The sequence below is a fragment of the Methylocystis sp. genome, from assembly GCF_051061285.1.
Classification (GTDB): Bacteria; Pseudomonadota; Alphaproteobacteria; order Rhizobiales; family Beijerinckiaceae; genus Methylocystis.
This window is the reverse complement of the sequence record NZ_JBPFEA010000031.1, coordinates 145,968-166,423: the sequence shown is the minus strand read 5'-3', so window position 1 is coordinate 166,423 and position 20,456 is coordinate 145,968. Positions and strand designations below refer to the sequence as shown.

18 protein-coding genes are annotated in these 20,456 nt (G+C 63.8%); 9 read left to right on the top strand and 9 right to left on the bottom strand.

Annotated elements, in window-relative coordinates:
- Positions 1-135: 135 nt before the first annotated feature.
- Entirely contained in the window at positions 136-3,903 is a 3,768-nt protein-coding gene (locus tag ACR65T_RS11415; protein WP_434496586.1) for an AAA family ATPase, read from the bottom strand.
- Positions 3,904-3,905: 2 nt separating this feature from the next.
- Positions 3,906-5,111 carry an exonuclease SbcCD subunit D gene (locus tag ACR65T_RS11410; protein WP_434496585.1) on the bottom strand — a complete coding sequence of 402 codons (1,206 nt, stop codon included), beginning with the start codon at positions 5,109-5,111 and terminating at the stop codon, positions 3,906-3,908.
- A 376-nt stretch (positions 5,112-5,487) separates the two neighbouring features.
- Between ACR65T_RS11410 and ACR65T_RS11405 the strand changes: the two genes are divergently transcribed.
- From ACR65T_RS11405 to ACR65T_RS11395, 3 genes are all read left to right on the top strand, one after another.
- Positions 5,488-6,060 carry an HNH endonuclease gene (locus tag ACR65T_RS11405; protein WP_434496584.1) on the top strand — a complete coding sequence of 191 codons (573 nt, stop codon included), beginning with the start codon at positions 5,488-5,490 and terminating at the stop codon, positions 6,058-6,060.
- A gap of 27 nt (positions 6,061-6,087) precedes the next feature.
- Positions 6,088-6,600: a hypothetical protein gene (locus tag ACR65T_RS11400; protein ID WP_123175916.1), complete on the top strand. Its 513-nt coding sequence runs from the start codon at positions 6,088-6,090 to the stop codon at positions 6,598-6,600.
- A 366-nt stretch (positions 6,601-6,966) separates the two neighbouring features.
- Positions 6,967-8,157: a hypothetical protein gene (locus ACR65T_RS11395; protein WP_434496583.1), complete on the top strand. Its 1,191-nt coding sequence runs from the start codon at positions 6,967-6,969 to the stop codon at positions 8,155-8,157.
- A gap of 52 nt (positions 8,158-8,209) precedes the next feature.
- Here the strand turns inward: ACR65T_RS11395 and ACR65T_RS11390 are convergent, their stop codons facing one another.
- The 3 genes from ACR65T_RS11390 to hemN form a co-directional block, all read right to left on the bottom strand.
- Positions 8,210-9,304 carry an ATP-dependent DNA helicase gene (locus ACR65T_RS11390; protein ID WP_434496704.1) on the bottom strand — a complete coding sequence of 365 codons (1,095 nt, stop codon included), beginning with the start codon at positions 9,302-9,304 and terminating at the stop codon, positions 8,210-8,212.
- Between the two features lie 72 nt (positions 9,305-9,376).
- Positions 9,377-9,766 carry a hypothetical protein gene (locus ACR65T_RS11385; protein ID WP_434496582.1) on the bottom strand — a complete coding sequence of 130 codons (390 nt, stop codon included), beginning with the start codon at positions 9,764-9,766 and terminating at the stop codon, positions 9,377-9,379.
- A gap of 24 nt (positions 9,767-9,790) precedes the next feature.
- A complete protein-coding gene (hemN, locus tag ACR65T_RS11380) occupies positions 9,791-11,137 on the bottom strand; it encodes an oxygen-independent coproporphyrinogen III oxidase (protein WP_434496581.1) in 1,347 nt (448 codons plus the stop codon).
- A gap of 174 nt (positions 11,138-11,311) precedes the next feature.
- Between hemN and ACR65T_RS11375 the strand changes: the two genes are divergently transcribed.
- Positions 11,312-11,698 (top strand): AprI/Inh family metalloprotease inhibitor, encoded by a 387-nt coding sequence (locus ACR65T_RS11375; protein ID WP_434496580.1) that lies wholly within the window; start codon positions 11,312-11,314, stop codon positions 11,696-11,698.
- Positions 11,699-11,829: 131 nt separating this feature from the next.
- Here ACR65T_RS11375 and ACR65T_RS11370 read toward each other — a convergent pair whose 3' ends face one another.
- Positions 11,830-12,165, bottom strand: a complete 336-nt coding sequence (locus ACR65T_RS11370; protein WP_434496579.1) for a hypothetical protein — start codon at positions 12,163-12,165, stop codon at positions 11,830-11,832.
- Between the two features lie 628 nt (positions 12,166-12,793).
- On the opposite strand from ACR65T_RS11370, the gene ACR65T_RS11365 reads away from it, so the two are divergent.
- The gene (locus ACR65T_RS11365) at positions 12,794-13,270 is read left to right on the top strand and encodes an integration host factor subunit alpha (RefSeq protein ID WP_434496578.1); all 477 of its coding nucleotides are present in this window, start codon (positions 12,794-12,796) and stop codon (positions 13,268-13,270) included.
- 89 nt (positions 13,271-13,359) lie between these two features.
- Here ACR65T_RS11365 and ACR65T_RS11360 read toward each other — a convergent pair whose 3' ends face one another.
- On the bottom strand, positions 13,360-14,889 hold the full coding sequence (locus ACR65T_RS11360; RefSeq protein ID WP_434496577.1) for an acyl-CoA synthetase: 1,530 nt from the start codon (positions 14,887-14,889) through the stop codon (positions 13,360-13,362).
- A gap of 185 nt (positions 14,890-15,074) precedes the next feature.
- Between ACR65T_RS11360 and ACR65T_RS11355 the strand changes: the two genes are divergently transcribed.
- The 3 genes from ACR65T_RS11355 (at position 15,075) to ACR65T_RS11345 (ending at position 17,720) form a co-directional block, all read left to right on the top strand.
- Complete coding sequence (locus tag ACR65T_RS11355) at positions 15,075-16,610, top strand: B12-binding domain-containing radical SAM protein (protein WP_434496576.1); 1,536 nt, start codon at positions 15,075-15,077, stop codon at positions 16,608-16,610.
- A 51-nt stretch (positions 16,611-16,661) separates the two neighbouring features.
- A complete protein-coding gene (locus tag ACR65T_RS11350) occupies positions 16,662-16,961 on the top strand; it encodes an Os1348 family NHLP clan protein (protein ID WP_434496575.1) in 300 nt (99 codons plus the stop codon).
- Positions 16,962-17,138: 177 nt separating this feature from the next.
- Complete coding sequence (locus ACR65T_RS11345; RefSeq protein ID WP_434496574.1) at positions 17,139-17,720, top strand: hypothetical protein; 582 nt, start codon at positions 17,139-17,141, stop codon at positions 17,718-17,720.
- Between the two features lie 145 nt (positions 17,721-17,865).
- Here the strand turns inward: ACR65T_RS11345 and ACR65T_RS11340 are convergent, their stop codons facing one another.
- Positions 17,866-18,810 carry a helix-turn-helix domain-containing protein gene (locus ACR65T_RS11340; RefSeq protein ID WP_434496573.1) on the bottom strand — a complete coding sequence of 315 codons (945 nt, stop codon included), beginning with the start codon at positions 18,808-18,810 and terminating at the stop codon, positions 17,866-17,868.
- Positions 18,811-18,939: 129 nt separating this feature from the next.
- Here ACR65T_RS11340 and ACR65T_RS11335 point away from each other — a divergent pair, with 129 nt between their 5' ends.
- The gene (locus ACR65T_RS11335) at positions 18,940-19,395 is read left to right on the top strand and encodes a hypothetical protein (RefSeq protein WP_434496572.1); all 456 of its coding nucleotides are present in this window, start codon (positions 18,940-18,942) and stop codon (positions 19,393-19,395) included.
- 47 nt (positions 19,396-19,442) lie between these two features.
- Here the strand turns inward: ACR65T_RS11335 and ACR65T_RS11330 are convergent, their stop codons facing one another.
- Complete coding sequence (locus ACR65T_RS11330) at positions 19,443-20,375, bottom strand: ribose-phosphate pyrophosphokinase (RefSeq protein ID WP_041927112.1); 933 nt, start codon at positions 20,373-20,375, stop codon at positions 19,443-19,445.
- Positions 20,376-20,456: the final 81 nt, after the last annotated feature.

Genomic DNA, 20,456 nt, shown 5'->3' with positions numbered 1-20,456 from the left:
TTTTGTGGCTTTATCGCCACAGCAGCCGTTTTTGTTGGAGTCGTCGCCGCAAATTTGGGGCTGTTTCGAAGCGATTCATCCCTCGGGAAGAATCGATCGGCTACTTCTTTCGGGGTTGGCGAGTGGCATCACGCGTCATGCGTAATTCGGCGCGCGTAACCGCACCACGCTGACTCCGCCGCCGCGTCGCTCGACGCAGATTTTCGTGGCGATGCGCTGCTGGAGCGAATCCACATGGCTGATCACTCCAACCCGCCTGCCCTGCCCCTGCAGCGTCTCCAACGCGTCTATGACGACGTCGAGGGTCGCGGAATCGAGCGCGCCGAATCCTTCATCGATGAACAGCGTGTCGACGAATGAATCGCGCCCCTCGAGTCCGGCAAGCGCTAAAGCGAGCGCCAGCGACGCGAGGAAGCGCTCCCCGCCGGAGAGCGAACGCGTCGAACGGCGCTCGTCGCCAAGATCGCGGTCGATGATCTGGAGGCTCAGCGACCCGGCGTCGCCCGAGCGCTCCAGGGCATAGCGCGGCGCAAGCAGCGCCAGGCGCTGATTGGCGAGCGAGACGAGATGCTGCAGCGTCGCGGCCTGCGCGAAACGGCGGAACTTGTCGCCGCTCGCCGATCCGATGGCTTCATTGATCTCGCTCCAGAGTTTGGCGTTTGTGCGCGCGCGCTCGAGTTCCTCGCCGAGCGCTGCCGCGCGTTCCTGCGCCTCATCGTCCTTCGCGCCACGCTCGCGCAGCGCGCCGAGCCGCGCCGACAATTCGTCGAGGCGACCAGCGATGTCTTTCTCCTGAGCCGCGAGAATCTCGCGCGACGCTTCAACCGGGGCGACCGCCCGCGCGTCATCAAAGTCCTTCTGGCGCTCCATGACGGCGGTTCGTGCCGCGGCGCAATCCGATTCAGCCGCCTGCACGACGAGACGCAGCTCCGTCTGCTCCTCGCGCGACATTGCAAGAAGAGGCGCCGCGGTCGCCTCGTCGACGCCAGCGCCCCCGAGCGCCATTGCAAAAACCGCGCGCGCTTGCACGGCGCGCGCCGCCGCGCTTTGCGCCGCGCTTGCAAAATGGGCGTGACGCGCCTCGCAGGCGGCTTTCGACTGCTGGGCTTCGGCGAGCCTCTGGCGCGCCTCGTCGCGCGCCGCAATAGCCGCCCGGTGGCGCGCCTCGACGCGGGACCGATGCGCGGCCGTCGCTTCTCCCCCCAGAAGCAGCGCGCGCGCAGCGCGCGCCTCGGTCAGGCTCCTTGCGCGCCCCTGATGATCGCCTTTGGCTTCGGCCTCGCGGGCGGATAAGGCGTCCGACTCTGCCGCGAGGCGCTCCGCCTTGAGACTGATCGCGGCGAGCATCGCGTCGAACTCGTTCGAACTCGCCAGCGCTTGCCGGTAACGCGCGCTCGCAAGTTCGAGCGCCCGGCGCGCGGAATCGGCGTCGCGATCAATGTCGCCCGCCGAGAGTTCGCAAAGCCGCAGAAAAGGCGCGAGCGCGCGATCGATCGACTCCAGACGCTCGACGAGTCCGGCGCCTTCCGCTTCGGCGCGGGCGCGCGTCTCGCGCGCCGACTGGAGCGTCTGGGCGAGCCCCGCGCGCTCCTTCTGGCGTGCGTCCAGAGCCTGGCGAGTCTCCTCGCGCGCGCCGCGCAGTCGATCGCGCTCCTCGCGCAGCCGGCGCGCGACGAGAAGCTTTTGCGCGACGGCGCCACGCGCCGCCGCCGCCTCCCTCGCCAGTTCGTCCAGCCGCGGCGAGGCTGACAGGATCGACGGCGGCGGCGCAAATTGGCGCGCAATGTTTCGCGCGCCATCGTCGCCGAGCGTCGACGCATATTCGGCTTCGGCGCGAGCCCGCGCCGACAGCGCTTCCGCCGCGCGACGCGACGCGTCCTTATGAAGCGCTTGGGCTTCGGCGGCGCGCGCGCGCAGCGCGAAAATCTCTTCGTCCATTTTGATGACCGTCCGCCGCGACTCATCGCGTCGTGCGCGCAGCTCTTCGATCAGTGCATTCGCTGCGTCACGCCGGTCGGCGAACGGGTGCTCCAGCGCACCGCAGACCGGGCATGGCGCGTCGTCGCTGAGCGCCGCGCGCAGTCGCAGCGCATCGGGATCGGCCGCCGCGTCCGCCAGTTCGCCCAGGCGCTCGGCGTCGGCGCTCTGCGCCACATGTTGCGCGCGGCGCGTCCGCAATTCCTCCAGCGTCCGACGAAGCGCGGCTTCGTCCTCGGCGCTGCGCGCAATCTCCTGATGCGCCGACGCCGCCGCCGCGCCGGCCTCGTCAAAGGCGCGCGCCCAGCGGCGCAAGCCGTCGACCAGCTGGATCGACGCCGAAAGGGCGTCGTCACGCGTGAGCAAACCCGGCTCATCGAGCGCCAGTAGCGCGCGATCGCGCTCGTCGATCTGCGTCGTCAGTCTCTCGCTGGCCGCTCGATCCTGCATATCGCGAGAATAAAAATCGGCGAGCGTCGCTTCGCTGCGGCCGAGTTCGGCGGTCGCCGCCGCCAGCGCGCCGTCACATATGCGCTTGGCCTCCAGAAGCTCGCCCCGCTTCGTCAGCCATTCGTCGATTTCCGGCCAGCGCTCGCTGAGCGGGCGCGCCGGCGCGAGGCGCTGAAGTTCGACGTTCGCCGCCACCTTCTCAGTTTGAACGTCGGCCAGCCGTGCGACCGCATCGGCGCGTTCGGCGCGCTTCTCCGCAGCGCGCGAGGCGGCGTCCTGAGCGACGCGCCGCGCCTTCGCTTCCTCCTGCGCCAAATTGGCGATGCGCGCGTCGAGCGCCGCGGCTTCGGACCAGATCGGCGCAAAACGGGTCATCTCCGCTTCCGAGGCGGCGACTTCCTCTGCAGCCGAGCGCGCGCGCGCCTCCTGAGCGGCGAAAGCTTCTTGAGCGGCGCCCGCTTTCGCTTGGGCGTCGGCGGCGTCTTCGATCGCCGCCTTTTGCGTTTCCTCGGCGCGCCGCATCTCGTCCCGCGGCGCGCGCAGCGGCTCGACCTGCGCCAACGCCGCAAGCGTTTCGCGCCGCGGCGCCATCTCGTCAAACGCCCGCAATGCGCCCTCGCGCGCCGACATCGCCTGCGCAAGCTTTGCTCGCGCCTGAGCCAAGGCGTCGAACCGGCGCAGCGCATCAGCCATCGCGCTGCGGCTTTCGGCGACTTGCGCGCGTTCGGCTTCGATCGCTGCGACGTCTGCGTCGATCGCGGCGCGTTCGTCTTCCGACATCACGCCGATCTGGGCGCAATTGCTTTCGATAAGAGCTGTCGCCTGCTGCGCCTCGCGGGCGCGCTCAAAGGCGCGCTGCGACAGAACGCCATAGATTTCGGCGCCGGTGATTTTTTCGAGAAGTTCGGCCCGCTCCTTCGCGTCGGCGCGCAGAAACGCGTCGAAATCACCCTGCGCCAGAAGCGCCGTGCGACGAAACTGATCAAAGGTCAGATCGGTCAGATCGACGACCCGGGCGTTGACGGGCTCTATGCCGCTCTCGACCGGCGCGACGATTTCGCCGGCCTCGTCGATTCGCCACAGCGACCTGGCGCGCTTTTGCAACGCGCCCGACGCTCTGCCGCGGGCCCGCTGCAGGTCGCAGCGCGCCCGATAGCGCAGCCCGTCCTTGCCAATAAAATCGACCTCCGCGAACCCGCGTCCGGCGCCGCGGCGAAGAATTGTGCGCGGGTCGCCAGAGCCGAGCGTCTCTCCAGACGGATCTGGTGCGCCTTCGCTCGCGCCGGCTGCGACGACGCGCGGGAATTTGTCGTAAAGCGCGAGACAGATCGCGTCGAGAATCGTCGACTTGCCCGCCCCGGTTTCGCCGGTGATGGCGAAGAGGCCCGCCGAGCGCAGCGGCTCGCTGTCGAAGTCGAGGGCGAAGCCTTCGGCGAGACTGGCGAGATTAGCGCCTCTGATCGCCAGAATGCGCAATGTCACGCCTCCTGCAGAAGACGCTCGAAACAGTCGAAATGATTGTCGGTCGGTGCGACGCCGTGGGCCTGCTCAAAGGCTTCGCGAAACAAATCCAAGGGCTTGCGCTCGGCAAGGCGCAGCGGAGTCGGGGCCGCCGCCGGCGCTTGCGGCCGCTCGACGCTGGTCGAAACGACGCGCAGCGGGAATTTCTCGCAAATGGCGTCGAGTTCGGCTTTCAATCCAACAGCTGGGCCGTCGACCCTGATCGCAAGATGCGCGAAGGGCCAGGCGTCGATCGGCGCCGAAGCGTCCAAATCGAGCGCCGCAAGCGCGGCTTCGAGTTCTGTTACCGACAGAGCGCCCGCCACCGGCGCCCGCAAATGACGGACGGGGCGGATGATCGGCGCATGTTGGACGACAACGGCGCCGCTGTCATCGACATCGACGATGCTGACGCCATGCGCATAGCCGATTTCGGTCTTCGACATCGGAATGAGCGAGCCGGAGTAGCGGATCGTCTCGCGGTCGACGGACTGCGGACGATGCAGATGGCCAAGCGCAACATAAGCGATATCCGGCGAAAACATGTCGGACGGAAGAGCGTGTTCGCCGCCGACGAGAATCCGTCGTTCGGACCCTTCCGATTCGAGCCCCTTGGCGAGGTGAAGATGGCCGGTGACGATGAGCGGCGCCGCGCCGATTTCGCGCCGCGCGCTTTCGACCGCCTCGCGATAGGCCTCACGCACGGCGCTGGCGGCGCCGCCTCCGCTCGTTACGGGCAGATCCACCGCGCGCGGATAAGGCAGCGCGAGCAAATATGCGCCAATTCTGCCGCTGGCGTCGCGGATCGGCGAAAGATGCGCGCGGGCGTCGAAGACGCCGTCGCGACGCGCAAAGGCGCCGATCGAAACGACGTCAGCCATCTCGAACAATGCGCGCGGCGCTTCGAGTCGCGCCGCCGGGTCATGATTGCCGGCGACGAGCGCGATGCGCGCATGCGGACAGGCGACGCGCAAGTCGCGCAATGTATCGTAGAGCAGCCGCTGGGCGTCGGCGGACGGATTGAGGCTGTCAAAAACGTCGCCCGCCACGATGACCGCGTCGACCGCCCGGTCCCGGGCGATGGCGACAAGCTGCGCCAGCGCGTCGCGGTGCTCGGCGTCGCGCGACCAGCCCTGCAGCGTCGCGCCCAGATGCCAATCGGCCGTGTGAAGAAGGCGAATCACTCCAGCAGTAGGCAACAGGCCGTCGGCGGTGGGCAAGGGCCACGCTTGGCCGCGCAGGCGTTGGGACGAATAATTCGCGGTTTTTGCCCCGATCTGACAGCCAAGGACGAGCGGCGAATAGGCGAGCGGCGACAGTTCAGCGTAGAAGTCGTCGAAACAAAGACATACCGATTACTTTTTAGATCCAGGCCGCTTCTTGCAGCTTACTGTTTCGCCAGCATTTATCTCTTTCTAGAGACGTAGCGCTCCTCAGCGGCGGAAGTCGGCGCGCGGGCCTTCACAACCCTGTCGTCGTGCCTGTAAAATATGCGCCATCGCATAGGGCTGGACCTTGGCGCGGTCCGTCAGGCCCCTCCTCAATCCGAGAGGAAGCAGGGTGACTGCACACTTTCGTCAACAGACCGTGTCGCCGCAGGCGTGCCCCGCGCTCGTGCTCAACGCCGACTACCGGCCGCTGAGCTACTATCCGCTCTCGCTGTGGGGGTGGCAGGACGCGATCAAGGCGGTGTTTCTTGATCGCGTGAACATCGTCTCGGAATACGACAAGACCGTCAAAAGCCCGAGCTTCGAGATGCGTCTGCCGTCGGTCGTGTCGCTCAAGGAATATGTGCGGCCGACCCGTCAGCCGGCGTTCACGCGGTTCAACGTGTTCCTGCGCGATCGCTTCACCTGCCAATATTGCGGAGAACATGACGAACTGACGTTCGATCACGTCATTCCTCGCTCGAAGGGAGGCGCGACGACGTGGGAAAACGTCGTCGCGGCGTGTTCGCCGTGCAATCTGCGCAAGGGCGACCGCCTGCCGAGGGAGGCGCATATGTCGCCGGCGCAGACGCCCTTTCAGCCGAGCGTCGCCGACCTGCATCGCAACGGCCGGCTGTTTCCGCCCAATTACCTGCACGAAAGCTGGATGGACTATCTCTATTGGGACTCGGTCCTCGAACCATAGCTTGGCGCGCCAGGAAAGACGGCTCCAATGATGCGCCGAATCGTGGTGATGGCTTTCGGCTTCGTCCTTGCTGTGGGCGTCGCCGCCATTTTTCTGATCGTCTCGGCGCTCCTTGATCCGGCGACGCGGGAAGCGGGATTTGCCGCCGCGACGTCCGGCCTCTTCGCCTTCGTCGAAGAAGATGTGCGCGCCGGCGGATGGAGCGATCCTCTGGCGACATTCGGATTCATCGTTTGGTCGATGATCATCGCCACCTGCGTCGCGCCGCTCGCGGTCGCGGCGTTGATCGGCGAGATCGCCGGCGCACGCTCGCTCCTCTGGTATTCGGGCGCGAGCGCGACGCTCGCCGGCGCGTCGCCGTGGATCGCCCGCGCTGCAATGGGACTTGATCGCGCCCGCGAAGCGAGCCCGCTCGAATTAAGAATCGCGCTGCTGTTTTTTCTGACCGGCGCTCTGGCGGGGGCGATTTACTGGTTGATCGCCGCGCCGCCGCCCGCGCGTCAGATGGCGCGCCCCAAACCGCCGCTTGGCGAAGTTTAACGCGCAGCCTTCCCGGGGCTGCGGCGCCAATAGACGCGAGCGCGTCGCAATAATTTACGCGCGAGACATTCCGGCAAATCGCCGGCCATCTGAATGAGCGTCGAGTCGCAAGAATCCTTCCTGCTCGAGGTCTTATCCATGCGCGCAGCGTGTGCAGACGCGCGAACGAAGCAAGCGAACGAAGCAAGAATGAGCGCTGAAGCGATCATTGCGCCTGGGCGTGCGTTATCTCCATTTTTCGACACGTCGAGTGAACCGAGGCGCATATGCGATCATGACGCGCGGACGCCGGGAAATCCCCGGGTTTTCTTGGACTCCGACGGCGTCAGGATTGACGCCAAAAGCCGGAAGTGCTCTTAACCGAACATGGCAGACTACCATTCTCTGATCGCGAGAGCGGTCGCCGCTCTGCCGCAGTCCACGCCGGACACGCGCCAAGCGGTCTATGAACGCGCCCGCAAGGCGTTGTTCAATCAGTTGCGCGGCATTCAGCCGCCGGTCGCGGACGCCGACATCGCCGCCGAAGGCCGCGCGCTCGAAGACGCGATCCAGCGAGTCGAAACGGAGCGCGCCGCAAACGACGCGCAAGCGACACGGCCTCGCGATGGGATGCCTGCGCCGCAGCGCAAGCCACATCCGATCAGCACGGCCAAACCCGTCGAGCGCGCGCCGAGTGATGGCGCAGAATCGACTAGGCGCGACGCGCCTCACTCCTCCATCGCGGGCGAAGACGATGTCCCGCTGCGCGAACCGCAGAGGCCGCCAGCGCCGCTGCCGCCGGCGCCGAGGCCGCAGCGCTCGAAGCGTCTCATTCTATCCGTCGCCGGCGTCGTCGTGGCGCTCGTGGCGGTCGTCGGAACGCTCGCCTGGCAGCTTCGCGAGCAGCCCGAGGATTTGGCTAAGCTGAAACCGGAGGAGTCGCCCTCCAGCGGAGCAGAAAGCGGCAAGATCAACGATCGCGTCGGGCGCGAAAGGGAGCCGGTCAAAGCGCCGACGCCGCGCAGTCCCGCCGTGCCGGTGGCGCAAAAGGCGGAGATGTGGGTCGGCTCGCTCGCCGAGCCCACAAAAGTCGATAAAATCTACAATGGCTCCGCCGTCTGGCGCCTTGAGAACGTCGGTGGGGCCGGCGAACCCGTCGGATCGGCCATCCGCGGCGACATTGACGTCCCCGACGCGAAGCTGAAGATGACTCTGCTGTTTCGCAAGAACACCGACGCCACCCTTTCGGCCTCGCACACCATCAACGTGTCGTTCACGGTGGCGCCCGGCAGTCCCATCGGCGGCGTCAAGGCCATCGGCCCCATCCAGATGCGCCGCTCCGATGCACAGTCGGGAGAAAAAGTCGCCGGCATTCCGGTGCCGATCACCGAGAATAATTTCCTCATCGGCCTGATGCGCGGCGACCACGAGGCGCGCAATATTCTCCTGTTGCGGTCGCTCGCGGCGATAGACCTGCCGATGCAGCTCACCGATGGCCGCGCGGCGACGATCAACATGGAAAAAGGCCCCTCTGGCGAGCGCGTCTTCGCTGACGCCATCGACGCCTGGGGAAAATAAATCCCAGCTTCGCTGCAACGGCCGCGACGACAGCGGGCCCTCGTTCTATACGTCACATGACGAGCGTCAGTTTTTTCGCCGCGCGCGTCACGCCGGTATAGAGCCACCGCGCCCGATGTTCGCGGAAGGCGAAGGACTCGTCGAAAAGCGTCACGTCGTCCCATTGCGAACCCTGCGCCTTGTGGACGGTCAGCGCATAACCGAAATCGAACTCGTCCGAGTCCTTGCGAAGCGCATAAGGAATGTCGCTTTCCGCGCCGAACAGCTGCGGCACGACCGCCACGCGCTGAAATTTGGCGGCTTCGCCATCTTCCGGCATCACCAGCATTCGCACCTTGCCGCGACGCAGGGCCCCGGCGCTCTTTACCGTAAACAGCGCGCCGTTCAGAAGTCCCTTCTTGCGATTGTTGCGCAAGCATACGAGCTTCTCGCCGGACTGCGGCAACTCGCCCGAAAAGCCGCGCAGCTGGCGAAGGCGTCCGTTATAGGCGCGCCGCGTTTTGTTCAGGCCGACGAGCACCTGATCGGCGCCGGTCACGAGCGCGGGATCGAGCGAGTCACGGCTAATGACGCGCGTATCGCCGAAGACGCCGCGTTCGACGCCTTCGCCGGCGCGGATCGCCATTGACAGGCGGATGATCGGATTGTCCGCCGCCTGCCGATGCACTTCTTTCAGCATCACGTCAGGCTCGGCGTCGGTGAAGAAGCCGCCGCCTTTCACCGGCGGCAATTGCGCCGGATCGCCGAGCACCAGCACCTTCTTGCCGAAGGAGAGAAGATCGCGGCCGAGTTCCTCGTCGACCATCGAGCATTCATCGACCACGATGAGTTTCGCATGCGCCGCGGCGCTGTCGTCGTTGAGAACGAAGGACGGCTCTTCGGTCTCCGTGTCGGTCGCGCGATAGATGAGGCTATGAATCGTGCGCGCGTCCTTGCAGCCCTTGGAGCGCATGACGAGCGCCGCCTTGCCGGTGAAGGCGGCGAAGGCGACGTCGCCGTCGACATGTTCGGCGAGATGACGCGCGAGCGTCGATTTGCCCGTTCCGGCGTATCCGAACAGCCGAAACACCTGCCGCGCGCCGGGCGTTTCAAGCCAGCGCGCGACGGCGGTCAGCGCTTGATCCTGTTCGGGCGTCCAGATGGGCATGGCTACGGCGTCGAATCCAGGCGTCACGATGGCGAAGGCGACGCCGGCGAACAAGCGCCATTATCCCTCTTGTCAGGCGCTGAAGCCCGCGATCAGCAGCGCGCCGCCGAGCGCGAAGGAGACGAGCGCAAACACGGGATAGCGCTTTTCATATGCCATTCGGGCGAAAATGTCGCGCACCGTCTGCGGCGGCAGAAACAGCGTCAGGAAACCGCTGATCAGCGTGATCCAGCCGACAAGCGAGACGAGCGCCGCGGCCGTGTCGCTCCAAATGTCGTGGCCGATCACGATGGCGAGACCGATCGCGAGGCGTATCATGCCGACGAAGGCGATGGCGACGGGCTCGCGCGAAATGCTCTCGATCATCTGCAGCGCCACGTCCCTGCGCACCAGCATCCAGGCGGACATGATCAAAAGGTAAGCGCCGAACAGCTTCGCGAGAAGAAGCGTAAGCGGCGTCATGAACGCCTCCTTACCGAATCGCCTTCACACCGCCGAGGAATGGCGGGCCGGCGCAGACTGAAGGTAGGCGTCAAAGGCGGCTGCGACAAGGCGAACGAAGGGCTTTCCGCGTTCGGTCATGGCGAGTCGCCGGCCCTGTATGTCGATGACGCCGTCGTTTGCAAGAGCGTTGAGCGACGCCTGCGCAGCGTCGAAGGCGTCTTCCGCATAGCCGTGACGCGCAGCCGCCGCGCCGTAGTCAACATCGAAATCGCACATGAGGCGCTCGATCAGATCCGCGCGGGCGATATCCTCGCGCGTGAACGCGACGCCGCGCATCGTTGCAAAACGTCCTGACTCAATCGCGCGTCGCCATCCCGCAAGATCGGTGGCGTTTCCGACATAGCCCTCCGGAAGACGCCCGATGGACGAAACGCCAAACGGCAGCAGCGCGTCGGCGGCATCGATCGTGTAGCCTTGAAAATTGCGGCGCATGCGCCTTTGGCGCGCGGCGATCGCCAGCGGGTCCTCGGGACGCGCAAAATGATCGAGTCCGATCGCCTCGAATCCGGCTCCTTCAAGAGTCGCGCGCACGGCCGCCGCCTGCGCCAGACGCTCGCCGGCGCCCGGCAGCGCCGCGGCGTCGATCAGCTTCTGGTGCGACTTGAACCAGGGCACATGCGCATAGCCGAAGACCGCGAGCCTCTGCGGCGCGAGCGACGCCGCGAGCGAGGCGGTGCGCTGGGCGTCTTCGACGCTCTGCTTCGGCAGCCCGTACATCAGATCGAGATTAATGGCGGTAATCCCAGCCTCGCGCAGCAATTCGACGGCGCGCGCCACCGTCTCATAGGGCTGTATGCGGCCGGACGCCTCCTGTACATGCGCGTTCAGATCCTGCACGCCGAGCGAGGCCCGCGTAACTCCGGCGCCGGCAAGCGCCTCCACGAGATCGGCGTCAAGTATGCGCGGATCGAGTTCGATCGCGTGCTCAGTTTCGGCGGAAAGATCGAAATGATCGCGCAGAACTGCAACGATCGCACTGAAACGCGTAGGGCCGAGAATGCCCGGGGTGCCGCCGCCCCAATGGATGCTAGTGACGCGCCGCGCGCGCGTCGCTTCCGCGGTCAGCACGATTTCGCGCTTGAGCGTCCGCGTATAGGTTTCAAGCGGGGCGTCCTGGCGCACCGCCTTCGTGTGACAGCCGCAATAGGCGCAGATTGCGGTGCAAAATGGAACGTGGAAATAGAGCGAGAGCGACGAGGAAGGATCGAGTTTCGCCAGCCACGCACGCGCGTCGTCGTCGCCGATCGACTTGGAGAAATGAGGCGCCGTGGGATAGCTCGTGTAGCGCGGCGCGGATCTTTCGGCCAAGGCCAGGGACGCTGGGTCCATCCTACTGACTCCCTCGCCGCCGCGCGGCGCCGCTCAAATTGATAGCGCGCCTCGGCCACGCGCGCAAAAGCCACGACCTGCCGCACTTTGACGCGGGCGTGTGCGAATCGGCTGGACGCAGGCCGGGAAAAAGGCAAAGTGAGGCAATTTCACGAGGGTGGGAGCATAGCGCAAATGGCGATATTTTCTGAGCGACGACCGCAATGGCTGGTGTTCTGCCTTGTCGCCGCTGCGAGCGTCTCGGCGCCGCTCGCACGTGCCGCCGGTTCGACGGACGCCGCTGGCCGCTACTCGATTCTTCGCGAGGGAGACAAGGATACGGGCTGCATGCTGACGCTGGACGCACGCTCGCGCGGCCGCGCCGGCCTGAAGGCGCAGCTTGCCCCGGCCTGCCGGGACAATGGCGTTGTGATTTTTGATCCGGTCGGCTGGGGGCTCGACCGGGGGCGTCTCGTGCTCACCGCCCGCAAGGGCCACAAGGCGCATTTTGACAAGGGCGCCGACGGCGTCTGGCGGCGCGACGACAAGGAAGGCAAGGCGCTCGGCCTTCGCCCCCTTTAGCAACCCTTAGCCCTTCATCTATGAGATGACTTCTATGAAAGAAGCCTCCCGGATTTCTCCGGGAGGCTCTCCGCCGTCGCCGCGCGAGAGGGGCGGGGTGCCGGCGACGGATCGTGTGGCGCGATCGTCGGCTAATCGCAAACTCGTACCCGGCGATAGTCGACGATCTCGCCCCACTGCCCAAGAACCGGCTCCTGGAGAAAATGGCACTCTCCGTAGCCGTAATAGGCGTCGGCGTGATCAGACCAGGAGCCGCGGTAAGGCTCCGGCGCAAACCAGGCTTCGCGACCGTCATCATAGGGATCGTAGCCATGACCAAAGCTCTCGCTTTGGTGGCGGCCATGACCAAAGCTCTCGCTTTGGTAGGGAGCACGGCTTTCAAAGGAGTCGTCGCCCAGATCCTGCGCGACGACCGGGGAAGCTGCGAGCGCCACGATGACAGCGAGGACGAAAGGCTGGCGCGACATGCTTGGCTCCGGTCACTGGGGGAGAGGCAGGCCGTCGGGGAGAACAGCTCGCCTGCCCAATACGCACAATCTGACGCACGTTAGCTGAACCGGACATGGCCGCGTCGTTCATCCGGCAGTCAGCTTTGCAGTGGGGCGCGGATATCCAAGTTGACGCTATCCGTCCAGCGGAGGCGCGGGAGCAATTGAACGCCCATTCGCTGCTGACGCCGAGGACAGGCAGTCATGGGCAGGGTCGGCGCCAAGGCGTGTCATTTTGGTCCAGGCTGATCATTTATTGCCTGCGCTGTCTCAAGATGGAACGCCTTTCCGTGTCTCGGCGCCGGCGTCAACATCCAGGTGTCCACGAAATCGCTGGGCATGCGGCGTCCCGCAATGGTGCGGCTCAAGCGCCGCGCGTTAGCACGCAATCTGCAGAATAACGAGATATTGCGCCAAGTTGCGTCAAATTGGAACGTGCGGCGGCTTCTTGTCGATGCCTGAGATGCGCATTGAAAAGAGAGTCAATCGGCAATGTAACCTGCCGCACTTCTGAGCAATCAGATTCCGACGCAAGTTGAACGCAATCTCTCGGCCAAGCGGAAAGGCAAACCCCGCTTCCGGCCCAAAACTGGGGATTAGAGCGCTGATGTCGATCGCGAATCCAAAAGAGATGCTGAAGCCCTTCGTCGCGCGCGCCAATGGCGGGGAAGTCGAACATGAATCGTCATCGCATGAAGACTGCGCGCGCGGCACCCTCACCCGCGAGGACATTGCCCTGGCGATCCATCGCCGGCTTGAAGGCATGTCCCGCCGCGAAGCCAAGCGCCTGACCGACCTGGTGATCGAGGAAATGGCGGCGACTCTGGCGTCCGGCGAGTCGCTCAAGCTTCACGATTTCGGCTCGTTCATCGTGCGCACGAAACGCGAGCGCGCGGGCCGCAATCCGCGCACCGGCGCGCCGGTGCCGATCGAAGCGCGGCGAGTCATAACGTTTAAGGCGTCTCCCAATATGAAAGCGGCCATTAATGGCAAAGCTCCCGTGACGAAGGTCAAGAAGCGCGCCCGTGGCCGCCTCACGCCGCAGAACGGCGGCGCCGAAGTCGTGAGAATTTTCGCCCCTTGAATTTCCGGTAGTCCGCGCTCCTCCCTGTGAGCGGACGTGGGGCCCGAAGGTTCGCCGCTCGCCCCGGCGAACCTTCGGGCCCTCTCTCTTTACGGCAGGGCCGCGCGGTTGAGCTTGCCATTGGCGTTGCGTGGCAGCGCATCGAGGAACATGACCGCGCGCGGACATTTGTAGGCGGCAAGATGCGCGCGGCAGTAGTCGAGAATGGCCGTCTCGTCTCGCGCCGCGCCGTCGCGAATCACCACATAGGCCTTGATGATCGTCGCGGTTGCGTCGCGCCCCGGCCGTTCCGCCGCCGCCGCTTCGACGACGCCGCTGATCTCGAGCAGCCTTTTCTCAACTTCCGCGGGCGAGACCCGGTAGCCTCCCGCATTCATGACCTCATCGACGCGGCCGTGGCGCCACATGTAGCCGTCGGCGTCGAATTCGACGATATCGCCCGAGACGAACCACTCGCCGCGAAACGCCTCGCGCTCCTCTTCTTCACGGTTCCAATAGCCGAGCATCATTCCTGGGTCGTCCCGGCGCACGGCGAGGAGGCCGGTTTCGCCCGGCCGAAGCGGAGTCTCGCCGCCCTCTTGCGGCAGCGCCGCCACCGCCCTGCCCGGCTGCGGCCTGCCGGGCGAGTCGGGACGCACCGGCGCCGTCGGCCCACTGGAGACGAAGGTCGAAATCTCGCTCATGCCGAAGGCTTCGAATATCTCTTTGCCCGTACGGCCGCGCCAATCGGCGAGCAGGCTCGACGGCAGCGCTGCGCCGGCCGAGAGCGCATGGCGCAGGCTCGATAGATTAGCCGTCTCCGGCGCGCCATATTTGAGGATCTGCCGAAAGACGCCAGGCACGGCGGCGAAGATCGTCGCCCGATAGGTTTCGATGAGACGCGGCCACGCGGCGGGATCTGGATGCCCGTTGTAGAGCACCGCGCTGGCCCCGGCCGACAGCGGATCGACGACGCCGACGCCAAGCGTATAGGTCCAGTTGATGGCGCCGGCGTGCAACATCACGTCGCCGGGGCCAAGCCCCGTCCAATGCTCCCGCATCGGCCTCCGGCCCCAAGCGGCGCGATGCGCATGCAATACGCCTTTCGGCCGGCTCGTCGTGCCGGAGGTGTAAACAAGATAAGCGGGATCGTCGGCGGCGGTGTCGACGTAGTCCGGGATGGGCGCGCTCTCGGCGAGCCGCGCCAGATCGGCGCCGCGCAGGACGTGGAAGTCTCCGCTATGCGGCTCGTTCTCGAAGGATGCGCCCAACGCCAGCGCGGACGCGCCGCAGTCGCGCGCCATGAACTCGGCTTCCTCGAAAGTGAGCTGAGAGGACGCGAGCAGCGCCACATAGCCGGCGGCGATTGACGCGAAATAGGCAAGCGCCGCATTTGCTTCGTTGCCCATGCGGATCATCACGCGCGCGCCGGCCGGAAGGCCGAGCGACTGCAAACCGGCGGCGAGACGCCGCACTTTCAGATCGAGTTCAGCGTGGGTCCAGCGCTGCGCGCCGGCGTCGCCGACGACGGTGAGCGCCGTGGCGTCGGGCCGCAGCCGCGCATTTTCGGCGAGGCAATAGCGCGCGAGATTGAAGCGCGGCGGAACGGGTTCGCGAGCGGAACAAGTCTTCGAAGGCACGCCGTCTTCTCGCATTTGCCGGCGTTCCGGCGCAAGGCCGACGCGCCCATACGCAGCGCGTCCCGACAAAACGGGTCGCAACACATCTGTTCGGAAAGTCCGGCTGGGCGCTGTGGACTCATTAGCGAAATTACGCTATACAACCCTGGGTTGTGATTTGAAGTTTACGAACGCGAGCTATTTCAATGAAAGTCGTGTTGTTCGCTCCGCCAATTATGGATGATTTTTTTTGGGGTGAACCCCAACCCATCGCCATGGATGCGGTCCGGGAATGCCCGCCATATGGCGTTTATCTTCTGCAGGCGGTTCTACGGCGCGCAGGATTTGACGCGATTGTCGCGGACCTGATCGCGGCCGGCACGGCGCGCGTCGATCAATTCGCTCCCGAGATCGATGACTGCGGATTGGTTGGCATTGCCGCAACGTCAATGTCCTGGCCGACCGCCGTGAAGGTCATCGAACAAGTCAGATCGTTACGTCCCGACGTGCCGATTGTGCTCGGCGGAATCCATCCGACGATGTTCGATCATTACATCATGAATGCCTTCCCGGTCGATTTTATCATTCGAGGAGAGGGAGAGATCGCAATCGAAGCGCTCTGCGTCGCTTTGGACAAAGGAATTGGTTTTGAGGACGTGCCAAATCTAACTTGGCGACACAAAGATGGGAACATTTGTCGTAATCCGATTGGACCGAAAATCGCTAAAACGCAATTGGCTGACTTTCCGTTGCCGGATTTCAGCGAAATCCCTTTGAACGTTTACAAGTCGCTCTCAATTGAATCGTCGCGCGGATGCGCCTTTGATTGTTCCTTTTGTAGCACCTCTTATCGTCAAACCTGGAGAGGCATGCCCGCAGACGCCTTTCTTGATCGGCTTGAGACGTTGATGAGTTACACCTACAGGACCCAGCACGACTTTATCCATATTATTGACGATGAATTTTCGATGAATCCAAAGCGTGTTCTGCAGATGATCGAACTCTTTCGTGAACGAGATCTGCGGCCCGAGCTGGTCTATGACTCAAGAGCCACCGACCTGCTCTACGACGGATTCGTGTCTCAAGTCGCGGAATACACCAGTCAATTTCTGGTCGGTGCGGAGGCTGGTTACGACGCTGGCCTAGATCTGATCGGCAAAGGCACAACGACCCAGATTCTCGAAGACGCAGCGCGTCTTCTCTATCGGCATAATCTTTCGGAAAGAGCCGATTTTTCATTTGTGCTGGGATTTCCCTGGGAGACGAAGGCCGAGGTTCTCAAAACGTGTCAATTCGCCTCTCACCTATTTTCTACTTACGGCGTAAGAATTTTATTGCAGTGGTATTGTCAAATTCCCGGATCTCGGCTTTGGGAAGATGACCGCGGAAAGGGGCTGGTGAACGAGTCCATGTACAATAGCTTCGGGTTTTTCCGGGATTTATATTTGTTTCGTTCCGGCGTAAAACTAAGTCCATCGGAAATACGTGACATCTCCACTGCAGTTATCGGATTGAAGACAATCTCTAAACTCAAATATGGCGAGCGGCCGATGGTGGAATACGGCCATCCGGAACCGATCGCCCTCTATTTTCCTCAAGAGATACATGACGGGCAAGGCGGTCTTCAGAATCTTCGGGAAGTTTCTCACGGCGGCGAAAAGCGACCGATGCGCGAAGTGCTGGAATCGCGACCGCCGAAACAGGTCTCCATGGAGCGACCCCTTCGCCACATCGGAGTGTAGAGCCGCCTCAACAGCTGCAAGCCGGCTTTGGGCGAAATGACGGAGGCAAACATGACGCAAGCACAAAATGAAGAACATTTGAGAGCATTGGTTGGTCGTATCTTCACTGACCAAAAGTTCGCGCACCAATTGGAGTCTGATCCGGAAAACGCTCTGAGACAGGCTGGAATTAGCCTCTCGGAGCCTCAAAGAGAGGCTATCCAGGCCGGCGCTCGTCAACAACTGGCGGTCCCTGGCGCGGGAGAAGCCGTCGCGGCCTTCGTGTCGCCGGTCGTACGCGTCGTGACCCAGGGGACGAGGCCGGTCGTCAACGTTGTGGTGTCATCGGCGGTCGTCGCCGAGAAAAAGTGATCGCCACGCAGTCAACGCACAATTAATCACATGCGCTCTCCAGGCGCCGCGGGCCGATGGAGCATTCAATCCTGGGCGGCGGTCGCGGCGATTTGCGTCGCGCCGCCGTTGGCTTGTGTAGTTCTGTGGCGCGATTGGAAATCGGCAGCAGCAGGAGCCGCCGTTTGGGCGCTCTCCGTGACGGTTAAATACGCCGTTGCGATCTTCCTAACGCCTCGACTCCGAAAGAGGCTCACAACGAAATCCATCGCCGTGTTTCACGGGGCGCTCTCAGCCTTCACGGAGCTTGGAGCAGCTTTACTTTTTTTCTTCTACGCCTGGCCAATAACCCTTACGCAGGCGGTGGCTTTTGGCATCGGCGCTGGCTCTGTTGAAGCAGCGTATGTATTCATCGTTGGAGTTTTCCTTAGCGAAGACGATCCGCAAGAATCCTCCGAGTGGGCGGCTGGAGCCGCAGCCTCCTACTGCGTCAGATATATGGTGCCAATCGAGCGAGGGTCCGCGCTGTTAGGCCATGTCAGCTCGCGCGGTCTGGTCTACGTTGGACTGGCGGCCGCTAGTTTTTTGACTCAGGCCGCCCTCTTAATGAGCGCGTTTTTCTTGTTCTCTTGTGTCGACGGCGTCGCGGCCTACGGCATATTGCGGCGCTGGAATTGGTACGATCCAAAGATATGCTTTCGCGCCCACCTGTTCTTTTTCTCAGTTAGCGTCATAGAGGGCCTGTTATTTCTAGGCTCGTCAAATATTTTGCTCAGCTGAGAATGAGACAACGGACTGAGCATAGAGCGCGGCTCGCGAAAGAGCGGACGCCGGGCTTTGGAGCGAAGCGCGCTCTAAGCTTTTCGATTCGATCACGTCATCTGCATTTGGGCGATCACGTCCAAATAGCGCGTGATCGAGCCGGCTATTCGGCCTGCATCCGCATCTCGCGCGCGGATTGTCCAAACCGCCGGCGAAACGCACGGCTGAAGTGGGAAAAATCGCTGAAGCCCCAGCGAAAGGCGATCTCGCCAATCGGGGCGTGCGCTCGGGCGTTGAGGTCGGCGCGACAATGATCGAGACGCCTCGACCAAACATAGCGCATTAGCGATACGCCCTCAGCTTCGAAGAGCGCGTTGAGATAGCGAATTGAAAGCCCCAGCGCCTGGGCCGTCATGGTCGGATCAAGCCGGGGATCGCCCAAGCGGCCTTCGATGAAGCGCTTCACCCGTCGCAGCGTGGCGTCGCGACTGCGGGCGGTCGCGGGAATTTGTTGCGAATCGGCAACGGAAAGGGCGATGAGGTCGGCGCAATGGTCCGTCGCCGCCGCGAAGGACTCATCCGTGAGTACGGCGGCATGCGCGGCGATTGAACGGATATGCGCGGCGGCGATCGCGCCAAGTCCGCGCGCGCCGGCGATCGGTGTGGCAAAGCGACGGTCCATATCGGGCAAACGCATTCGCATGGCGGCGCGCGGCAGAGATACGATCAGTTTCGAGAATGAGCCAGGACAATAGATTTTGTGCGGCCGGGTGGCGTCGTAGATCGACATGTCGCCAGGACGCAACGCCGCTCGGCGCTCGCCTTGCTCAAGAAAATATTCGCCCGAGAGCAGCACAACGGCGAGATACACGTCCTGACTGTCGGGCAGCGACGGCCGCTTCGGTCTTTCGATGAGGATGGCGTTGGAGCGGATCGCCGAGAGTCGCACATCAATTTCGCCATATATCGTCATTTCATTGAACAGCGGCTGCGTCGGCAGGGCGCAAGCGTCTGCGCGGGCGTATTCACGTCCGATCACCTCACAGAGCCACTCACGACGCCGGGCATGCGGCACGCCTTCGGTCGAAAGGAATTGCGCTTTCGTCATCGACTCCCCTCCTCGCGCCCGGCAGATCCATTTCAGACAAGTTTTTCAGCCGCCTCGGTCAAGCATTGATTCGATGAATGTTGCATATCCGCCCTGCGGCGAACCGCCGAAATCGGCAGGAATGTCAAAATGAGTAAAAACGCGCGATCGGTCCAAGAAAACAACATTATTTTGCTAAGGGGCGCCGCCCTGTGGGTGCTCGTTGCGCTCGTTCTGGCCTGGTGTCTGGTGGCGCTCAAGATGGAAGCGCCGCTCATGTCGGCGATCTTTCCCGGGAAATTCTCGCGCGTCCTGCAGGCCCATATCGACTTCCTGCTGATGAGCGCGCTCCTGCTCGGCTTCTACGGAGCGCGAATTCCTTTCGCCTGGCCCGTGCGCTGGGCAATGGTCGTGGGCGCATTCACCAATTCGAGCCTGTTCATCTTGCAGGCGGCGTTTCCAATCCTCGACGGCCCGCCGGCAGAAGGCTGGGGTCCGAACGCGTTCAGGCTCTATCTCATGGCGAGCATCGTAACGACCAGTTTCGGTTTCGCCGGCGCCTGCCTCACCGTCCTGCGTGCGAGCTTCCGCTCGGAGTCTTATTGACTCGATCGGCCGAGAAAGCCGCCGCGTGGCATATCCTCACGGAAGGCCTAATCAAACAGGCTTGAGACGCTTTCCTCCCGCGCCGTGCGGGCGATCGCCTCGCCGATCAGATGGCCGATCGGAATGACGCGAATGTTGGGGGCGGCTTCGACCGCGGCCGTCGCGCGGATCGTGTCGGTGACGACGAGCTGCTTCAGCTTCGAGTTGGCGATGCGCTCGGCCGCCGCGCCCGACAGCACGCCATGGGTGATGAAGGCGTAGACGGAGCCGGCGCCCGCCGCGAGCAGGGCTTCGGCGGCGTTGCACAGCGTTCCGCCCGAATCGACGATGTCGTCGATGAGGATGCAATTATGGCCGCTGACGTCGCCGATGATGTTCATGACCTCGGAGTCGCCGGCGCGCTCGCGGCGCTTGTCGACGATGGCGAGCGGCGCGTCGATGCGCTTCGCCAGCGCCCGCGCCCGCACCACGCCGCCAACGTCCGGCGACACAACCATGACATTCTTGAGCTCAAGGTGCGACTTAATGTCCGCCACGATGACCGGCGCGGCGAAGAGATTATCCGTTGGAATGTCAAAGAAGCCCTGAACCTGGCCGGCGTGCAGATCCACGGTCAGAACGCGGTCCGCGCCCGCCCGCGTGATCAGATTGCTGACAAGCTTGGCCGAGATCGGCGTGCGCGGCCCCTGTTTGCGGTCCTGACGGGCGTAGCCGAAATAGGGAATGACCGCCGTGATGCGACGCGCTGAGGCGCGGCGCAGCGCGTCGATCATGATCAGCAGCTCCATCAGATGGTCGTTGGCCGGCGCGGATGTGGACTGGATCACGAACGTGTCCTGCCCGCGCACATTCTCCAGGATTTCGACCCAGATTTCCTGGTCGGCGAAGCGGCGAACCTGGGCGCGACAGAGCGGCACGCCGAGGTGGGCGGCGATCGCCTCCGCGAGCGGCCTGTTGGAGTTGCCCGCCAGAAGTTTCATCGCCGCCATTAAGATCCATCCCCGCGCCTGAAACGCCGCGGCGTCATAGCAGCGATGGCGGCTGCGAACAATATGACGCCG